Annotated in this window: 7 protein-coding genes, 2 tRNA genes and 1 other RNA gene; 9 read left to right on the top strand and 1 reads right to left on the bottom strand. The window is 42.1% G+C overall.

Annotation, left to right across the window (positions count from 1 at the left end; all coding sequences use genetic code 11):
• The 6 genes from SORDD15_RS10000 to SORDD15_RS04275 form a co-directional block, all read left to right on the top strand.
• Nucleotides 1-1,180 (top strand): CapA family protein (locus SORDD15_RS10000; protein WP_231097630.1); only part of this gene is annotated, 1,180 nt, incomplete at its 5' end.
• Between the two features lie 23 nt (nucleotides 1,181-1,203).
• Nucleotides 1,204-2,031 (top strand): HAD family hydrolase, encoded by an 828-nt coding sequence (locus SORDD15_RS04295; RefSeq protein WP_061414726.1) that lies wholly within the window; start codon nucleotides 1,204-1,206, stop codon nucleotides 2,029-2,031.
• Between the two features lies 1 nt (nucleotide 2,032).
• A complete protein-coding gene (locus SORDD15_RS04290) occupies nucleotides 2,033-2,668 on the top strand; it encodes an SGNH/GDSL hydrolase family protein (protein ID WP_061414723.1) in 636 nt (211 codons plus the stop codon).
• A 58-nt stretch (nucleotides 2,669-2,726) separates the two neighbouring features.
• Nucleotides 2,727-3,074: a transfer-messenger RNA gene (gene ssrA / locus SORDD15_RS04285) on the top strand.
• A gap of 72 nt (nucleotides 3,075-3,146) precedes the next feature.
• Nucleotides 3,147-3,234: transfer RNA gene (locus SORDD15_RS04280), tRNA-Ser, on the top strand.
• 79 nt (nucleotides 3,235-3,313) lie between these two features.
• Nucleotides 3,314-4,249, top strand: coding sequence for a hypothetical protein (locus SORDD15_RS04275; RefSeq protein WP_061414720.1), 936 nt, complete (start codon nucleotides 3,314-3,316; stop codon nucleotides 4,247-4,249).
• 177 nt (nucleotides 4,250-4,426) lie between these two features.
• Here the strand turns inward: SORDD15_RS04275 and SORDD15_RS04270 are convergent.
• A tRNA-Ser gene (locus SORDD15_RS04270) sits at nucleotides 4,427-4,514 on the bottom strand.
• Nucleotides 4,515-4,675: 161 nt separating this feature from the next.
• Between SORDD15_RS04270 and SORDD15_RS04265 the strand changes: the two genes are divergently transcribed.
• The 3 genes from SORDD15_RS04265 to SORDD15_RS04255 are packed head-to-tail and all read left to right on the top strand — an operon-like array spanning nucleotide 4,676 to nucleotide 8,273.
• Nucleotides 4,676-5,416: a DeoR/GlpR family DNA-binding transcription regulator gene (locus SORDD15_RS04265; RefSeq protein WP_061414717.1), complete on the top strand. Its 741-nt coding sequence runs from the start codon at nucleotides 4,676-4,678 to the stop codon at nucleotides 5,414-5,416.
• On the top strand, nucleotides 5,413-6,324 hold the full coding sequence (gene pfkB / locus SORDD15_RS04260; protein WP_061414714.1) for a 1-phosphofructokinase: 912 nt from the start codon (nucleotides 5,413-5,415) through the stop codon (nucleotides 6,322-6,324). The genes SORDD15_RS04265 and pfkB overlap by 4 nt, the downstream gene beginning before the upstream one ends.
• Nucleotides 6,321-8,273 carry a PTS fructose transporter subunit IIABC gene (locus SORDD15_RS04255; RefSeq protein WP_061414711.1) on the top strand — a complete coding sequence of 651 codons (1,953 nt, stop codon included), beginning with the start codon at nucleotides 6,321-6,323 and terminating at the stop codon, nucleotides 8,271-8,273. Before pfkB ends, SORDD15_RS04255 begins: the two co-directional genes overlap by 4 nt.
• Nucleotides 8,274-8,311 lie beyond the last annotated feature (38 nt).

Here is an 8,311-nt window from a genome sequence, read left to right as displayed (position 1 = left end):
GGGGGGGAACTTATTAGTTCGAGCAGTACAAGGTAGTAAGGGAACGAGTCCTAGTAGTCAAACTCTTGATTCTGCAAGTACTTCCAGTCAATCCAAGGAAAATCAGTCTGGTGAAACGACGGCGCGTATCATGGCAAATGGTGACCTTCTCTACCACATCCCCATCTACCGAACAGCTCTGAAAGAAGATGGTAGCTACGATTTCCACGAAAATTTTGAATATGTGAAACCATGGCTCAAGCAAGCGGATTTAGTGCTTGGTGACTTTGAAGGAACGGTGAACAAGGACCACTACTTGGCAGGTTATCCCCTCTTTAATGCACCAGGAGAAGTCATGGATGCGATCAAGGATGCGGGCTATCAAGTCTTAGATTTGGCTCATAATCATATTTTGGATTCGCAGATAGAGGGAGTGGTTTCAACGGCTCAAGCTATTGAAAAGGCTGGAATGACACCCATCGGAGTCTACACACATGAATCCCGTGACCAAGCCCCTATAGTCATCAAGGAAGTCAATGGTATCAAGGTAGCTCTCCTGGCCTATTCCTACGGTTTTAATGGCATTGAGCAGTATATCTCTCAAGAGGACTATAATCACTATCTTTCTGATCTGAATGAAGATAAGATGAAGGCAGAAATCGAGCGTGCAGAGAAGGAAGCGGATATTACTGTCATCATGCCTCAGATGGGAATTGAGTACCAGCTAGAACCGACGGAAGAACAGAAAACACTGTACCACAAGATGATTGACTGGGGAGCCGATATTATCTTTGGAGGGCATCCTCACGTCGTTGAACCTGCTGAAACAGTTGAAAAAGATGGTGATAAAAAACTGATTATCTACTCCATGGGAAATTTCCTCTCAAACCAACGCATTGAAACCATGCAAGATGAGGAAAATGCCAAGTGGACGGAGCGCGGTGTTCTCATGGATGTGACCATTAAGAAAAAAGATGGAAAGACAAGAATTGACACGGCCAAAGCACATCCTACTTGGGTCAATCGAACACCCAAAGGGACTTACTCTCCAGAAGGCTATCCGCTTTTCCTCTATCAGACCTATATCCTAGAGGACTTCATTGAAGGAGGCGGTCAGCGTGACAAGTTGGACGAAGAGACCAAGGAACGAATTGACACGGCCTATAAAGAAATGAATGAACATGTAGGGTTGAAGTGGTAGGTGCTCACCCTAAAGGAGATATGATGACGATTAAATTAATTGCAACAGACATGGATGGAACCTTGCTAGACCCGAGGGGGCAGCTGGATTTGCCCCGCTTGGAAAAGATTTTAGATCAGCTGGATCAAAGGGATATCCGTTTTGTCATTGCGACGGGGAATGAAGTTCACCGTATGAGACAATTGCTTAAACATTTGGCGAGTAGAGTAGTTCTAGTAGTTGCCAATGGGGCGCGTATTTTTGAAAATGATGAACTGATTCAAGCGCAGACCTGGGATGATGCTATGGTTGACAAGGCTTTAGCTCATTTTAAAGGGAGAGAGTGCCGAGATCAGTTTGTCGTAACAGGTATGAAGGGTGGTTTTGTCAAGAAAGGGACTGTTTTTACAGACCTAGAAAAATTTATGACACCAGAGATGATTGAAAAATTCTATCAACGAATGAATTTTGTGGAAGACTTGCACACAGACCTCTTCGGTGGAGTGTTAAAGATGAGCATGGTTGTTGGAGAGGAACGCTCTAGTTCTGTTTTGCAGGAAATCAATGACCTCTTTAATGGTCATATAAGAGCTGTTTCCAGTGGTTATGGGTGCATTGACATCCTCCAAACTGGTATTCACAAGGCCTGGGGATTGGAAGAATTACTCAAGCGCTGGAATTTTCAATCGGAACAAATCATGGCCTTTGGTGATAGCGAAAACGATGTCGAAATGTTAGAACTGGCTGGGATTGCCTATGCTATGGAAAATGCAGATGATGCGGTCAAGGCAGTTGCGACTGCTCTAGCGCCAGCTAACAGCCAGGCGGGCGTTTATCAAGTTCTAGAGAATTGGTTAGAGAAAGAGGGATAGGGTGGCAGTACAGTTATTAGAGAATTGGCTCTTAAAGGAGCAGGAAAAGATTCAAACCAAGTATCGTGAATTGAATCAAGTATCTGTTCTAGAGCCAGATATCATCTTTATTGGTGATTCGATAGTGGAATATTACCCTCTGCAAGAGTTGTTTGGGACGGCCAAGACGATTGTTAATCGTGGCATCCGAGGCTACCAGACGAGACTTTTATTAGAGAATTTGGATGCCCATCTTTATGGTGATGCTGTGGATCAAATTGTTCTCTTAATTGGGACAAATGATATTGGGAAAGATATTCCCTTGAATGAAGCTTTGGATAATCTTGAGCGAGTTATCCAATCAATTGCCCGAGATTATCCGTTGTCACAAATAAAGCTCCTTTCTATTCTGCCAGTCAATGAGGGAGAGAAATACAAGCAGACGGTTTATATCCGAACAAATGAGACGATTAAAGAATGGAATCAAGCTTATGAGACTCTAGCATCCGCCTACATGCAGGTAGATTTTGTGTCGATTTATGATAGTTTGGCAGATTCAGAAGGGCAACTTCAATCAGCCTATACCACAGATGGGCTCCATCTAAGTGTAGCCGGTTATCAAGCCTTATCAGAAGCCTTAAAAGGGGTTCTTTTCTAAAGAAACGGCTTGATTTTGCATTTTTTTTGAAGATAGGTTATAATAGTTCTATCCTTTTGGGGTCGTTACGGATTCGACAGGCATTATGAGGCATATTTTGCAACCCGTGTGGCGACGTAAACGCTCAGTTAAATATAACTGCAAAAAATAACACTTCTTACGCTCTAGCTGCCTAAAAAACAGCAGGCGTGACCTGATTTGGATTGCTCGTGTTCAATGACAGGTCTTATGATTAGCGAGATACAATCAAGCCTTGTCTAGTGGTTTGATAAGAGATTAATAGACTCGCAGTTCCTAGGCTTGAGTTATGTGTCGAGGGACTGTTAAAACAATACATAACCTATGGTTGTAGACAAATATGTTAGCAGGTGTTTGGACGTGGGTTCGACTCCCACCGGCTCCATTATGAACAGGTATACAGTATGATTTTTTCCAAATTGTATCCTTTGTTGTATCCTATTTATTCTAGTGTGTTAGTGGAGAATTACTCAAGAGGCTGAAGAGGACGGTTTGCTAAATCGTTAGGTCGGGTAACTGGCGCGGGGGTTCGAATCCCCCATTCTCCGTTAGATAAACCCAGTGTTTTTCTAAACCAATCAACTTGGAGGTGGTCTCCAAGAGTAAATTTTCATAAAGAGGTGAAACATGAAAAAGATCAAGTTACTAAGTATCTTAGCACTTTCAACAGTTGTCTTGGGTGCATGTTCTGTATTTTCTAATCAGTCATCTGAAGCTTCTTCTGATAACAAGGAGAATACAGAACAAGTTGAGAAGAAAGATGAAGCAGCAGAAGTTAAAGAAAAAGTTACAAAAGATGCTGAGATTCTCTTAGACTCAGTTCTTACTAGCGACTCTGCTCGATTTAAGAAGATTTATGGCGACACTTATGAAAAATGGACTGAGGCAGTATTTGCTGTACAAACAAGTGAAAAAATCAAAGAAGAAGGTCTTTCACCTGCATCTACCTATTCAGTACAATGGCACAAAGATTTCCCTGTAGAAACTCCAGAAGAAACCATTTCAGGTTTCTTGAAGATGAGACGTAGATTATATCAAGATATCGGTTCTTACACTGTTAAAGACGTGAAGGTTGATGAATCAGGAAATACAGCGACTGTTACTTTCAACTCTAAGAAGTTACACTCTAAAGGATTGGCTTCATCTACAAGGGAAGTTCTCACTACTCTTATTGGAGGTGTTGATAACCTAGGTAAATACAACCAAGCTGGTTCAAACGTTGACATCAAGCGTTACCAAACATTGGTTTCTTACTGGATTTTTGAGCATCTATTCAAGAAAGATTTCTCAACCTACAGTGACGTTGACCCTAACTTAGCTCATACACCTTTCACTACTGGAGATTTTGATACTGAAATCAAATTAACAAAGGATAAGGATGGAAACTGGCTGATTTCTCAAGAAGATTACCGTACTTTGGCGACAGAGTTGCTTGATGATACAGAAGGTTATGATAAAATTGTCCGTAAAAACTCAACCAAGTCTAATGACAAATCAACAGACAAGTCTTCTGATAAATCAACAGACAAATCTTCAGATAAAAAAGATAAAAGCAATATCTAATCTTTAGATTTAAAAGAAAAACAAGTAGTCCAATAAACTACTTGTTTTTTTATGAATTAGGATAGGGTAGGATACAAAAATGTGGTGTGATAGTTAGAGTAACTCAGCCTTTCATTTCTAGATATTGTTCTTAGAACGATAAAAAACTGCATTGAGGTGCAGTTTTTCTTTTTTCTACGGAAGACATGGGATTCGAACCCACGCACGCTGTTACACGTCTACCGCGTTTCCAACACGGCCTCTTAAGCCTCTTGAGTAATCTTCCAATACTTACTCAAATAGTCTACCATAAAGCCACTTATCTTGCAATAAAAATTTTGGAAATAAGAAAAATGATAGAATTTGAAAGAAAATGACAAAAAATGCTTGACTTTGATAGAAATTGTGCTAGAATGAATAGTGTAAACGATAACAGGAGGTGATTTGGTGTTAAAAACTGAGCGGAAGCAACTGATTTTAGAAGAGTTAAATCAACATCATGTAGTTTCCCTAGAAAAATTGGTTAGTCTATTAGAAACATCAGAATCAACGGTACGAAGAGATTTGGATGAGTTGGAGGCGGAAAACAAGCTTCGCCGTGTGCATGGTGGAGCAGAATTACCCCACTCCTTGCAGGAAGAAGAAACCATCCAAGAAAAATCTATCAAAAACCTTCAAGAGAAGAAGTTACTGGCTCAGAAAGCAGCCTCTCTTATCAAGGAACAAGATGTTATCTTTATCGATGCTGGAACGACAACTGCTTTTTTAATCAAGGAATTGGTTAATAAGAATATTACAGTTGTGACCAACTCCATTCATCATGCGGTTCAGTTGGTTGAAAAACAGATTCCAACTGTCATGGTTGGAGGGAGTGTCAAGATGGCAACAGATGCATGTATCGGTGGTGTTGCTCTTAACCAAATCAATCAATTGCACTTTAACCGTGCCTTTATCGGGATGAATGGCGTCGACGATGGTTATTATACGACTCCTGATATGGAGGAGGGAGCTGTAAAGCGAGCTATTTTGGAGAATGCTAAACAGACTTATGTCTTGGTGGATTCGTCAAAAATTGGACAAACTTGCTTTGCCAAGGTAGCTCCACTCAAACGAGCAATTGTTATCACAAGTCAAGGGCATGAACTCTTGCAGACAATTAAGGAGAAAACGGAGGTAATAGAGGTATGATTTATACAGTCACACTCAATCCATCTATTGACTATATCGTGCGCTTGGACCAAGTCCAAGTCGGTAGTGTCAATCGTATGGACAGTGATGATAAGTTTGCTGGTGGGAAAGGAATCAATGTCAGTCGTGTCTTGAAGCGCTTGGATATTCCTAATACTGCGACTGGATTTATCGGAGGATTTACTGGTAAATTTATCACAGATACTTTGGCAGAAGAGGAAATCGAGACGCGTTTTGTCCAAGTAGCAGAAGATACTCGTATCAATGTCAAGATTAAAGCGGACCAAGAAACAGAAATCAATGGAATAGGTCCAACTGTGGAACCAGCTCAGCTAGAAGAATTGAAAGCTATTTTATCTAGTTTGACAGCAGAAGATACGGTTGTGTTTGCGGGTTCGAGTGCTAAGAATCTAGGTAATGTTATTTACAAAGATTTGATTGCCTTGACACGCCAGACTGGTGCGCAAGTGGTTTGTGACTTTGAAGGACAGACCTTGATTGATAGTTTAGACTACCAGCCACTTTTGGTTAAACCAAACAATCACGAACTTGGAGCTATCTTTGGAGTAAAACTTGAAAGTTTAGATGAAATCGAGAAATATGCTCGTGAGTTACTAGCTAAAGGTGCTCAAAACGTCATTATCTCCATGGCTGGCGACGGTGCCCTTCTTGTAACATCCGAGGGAGCATACTTCGCCAAACCTATCAAGGGAACTGTGAAAAATTCAGTCGGAGCTGGTGACTCTATGGTTGCTGGATTTACCGGTGAATTTGTCAAATCAAAAGACGCAGTAGAGGCCTTCAAATGGGGAGTGGCTTGTGGGACAGCAACTACTTTCTCTGATGACTTGGCAACTGCAGCATTTATAAAAGAAACTTATGAAAAAGTTGAGGTAGAAAAACGATGAAAATTCAAGACCTATTGAGAAAAGATGTCATGTTGCTGGATTTGCAGGCGACTGAAAAAACAGCAGCTATCGAAGAGATGATTCATAGCTTGGTAGATCATGGTTATGTGACGGATTTTGAAACCTTTAAAGAAGGAATCTTAGCGCGTGAAGCACTTACTTCAACGGGGCTTGGTGAAGGGATCGCTATGCCTCACAGTAAAAATACAGCTGTTAAGGAAGCAACCGTTCTTTTTGCAAAATCAAACAAGGGCGTGGATTATGAGAGCTTGGATGGACAGCCAACAGACCTCTTCTTCATGATTGCAGCTCCAGAAGGAGCAAACGATACTCACTTGGCAGCTCTTGCAGAATTGTCTCAATATTTGATGAAAGATGGTTTCGCTGACAAACTTCGCCAAGTAACATCTGCAGATCAAGTTATCGAACTTTTTGACCAAGCTTCAGAAAAAGCTGAGGAGCCTGTTCAAGCACCTGCCAATGAATCTGGCGACTTTATCGTAGCTGTTACAGCTTGTACGACAGGTATCGCTCACACTTACATGGCTCAAGAAGCCCTTCAAAAAGTAGCTGCTGAAATGGGTGTTGGGATCAAGGTTGAAACCAATGGTGCTAGCGGTGTTGGAAATCAACTAACTGCAGAGGACATCCGCAAGGCTAAAGCTGTTATCATCGCTGCTGACAAGGCTGTTGAGATGGATCGTTTCGATGGCAAACCATTGGTTAATCGTCCAGTTGCTGACGGAATCCGTAAGACAGAAGAGCTGATCAACTTGGCTCTTTCTGGAGATGCTGAAGTTTACCATGCGGCTAATGGAGCAAAAACTGCGACAGCATCTAATGAAAAACAAAGTATCGGTGGTGCTTTCTACAAACACTTGATGAGTGGTGTATCTCAAATGTTACCATTCGTTATCGGTGGTGGTATCATGATTGCCCTTGCTTTCTTGATCGACGGTGCTTTTGGTGTGCCACAGGATAGTCTTGGCAATCTCGGATCCTACCATGAACTAGCTTCTATGTTCATGAAAATTGGTGGAGCAGCCTTTGGCTTGATGCTTCCAGTCTTTGCAGGATATGTTGCCTACTCTATCGCTGAAAAACCAGGTTTGGTAGCTGGTTTCGTGGCTGGTGCTATTGCCAAAGAAGGTTTTGCCTTTGGTAAAATTCCTTATGCCGCAGGTGGTGAAGCAACTTCAACTCTTGCAGGTGTCTCATCTGGCTTCCTAGGTGCCCTTGTTGGTGGATTTATCGCAGGTGCCTTGGTTCTTGCTATCAAGAAATACGTAAAAGTTCCTCGTTCACTTGAAGGTGCTAAATCAATCCTTCTCTTGCCACTTCTTGGAACAATCTTGACAGGATTCGTCATGCTAGCTGTTAACATCCCGATGGCAGCAATCAACACTGCTATGAATGACTTCCTAGGCGGTCTTGGAGGAGGTTCAGCTGTCCTTCTTGGTATCGTTCTTGGAGGCATGATGGCTGTTGACATGGGTGGACCAGTCAACAAAGCTGCTTATGTCTTTGGTACAGGTACGCTTGCAGCGACTGTTTCTTCAGGTGGTTCTGTAGCCATGGCAGCAGTTATGGCTGGAGGAATGGTTCCACCACTTGCCATCTTTGTCGCAACCCTTCTCTTTAAAGATAAATTTACCAAAGAAGAACGTAACTCTGGTTTGACAAACATCATCATGGGCTTGTCATTCATCACTGAGGGAGCGATCCCATTTGGTGCAGCAGACCCAGCTCGTGCGATTCCAAGCTTCATTCTTGGATCAGCAGTAGCGGGCGGACTCGTTGGTCTTGCAGGAATCAAACTCATGGCACCACACGGAGGAATCTTCGTTATCGCTCTAACTTCAAATGCCCTTCTTTACCTTGCCTCTGTCTTGGTTGGCGCAATTGTAAGTGGTGTGGTTTATGGTTACCTACGCAAACCACAAGCATAAAATGGATTAGAATAGAAAGATTGTTACCATTTGGTGCA

It is taken from the genome of Streptococcus oralis (genome assembly GCF_001578935.1).
GTDB classification, from domain to species: Bacteria; Bacillota; Bacilli; order Lactobacillales; family Streptococcaceae; genus Streptococcus; species Streptococcus oralis_R.
The sequence above is the reverse complement of the archived record's forward strand: the minus strand, read 5'-3'. Positions and strand labels throughout refer to the sequence as shown.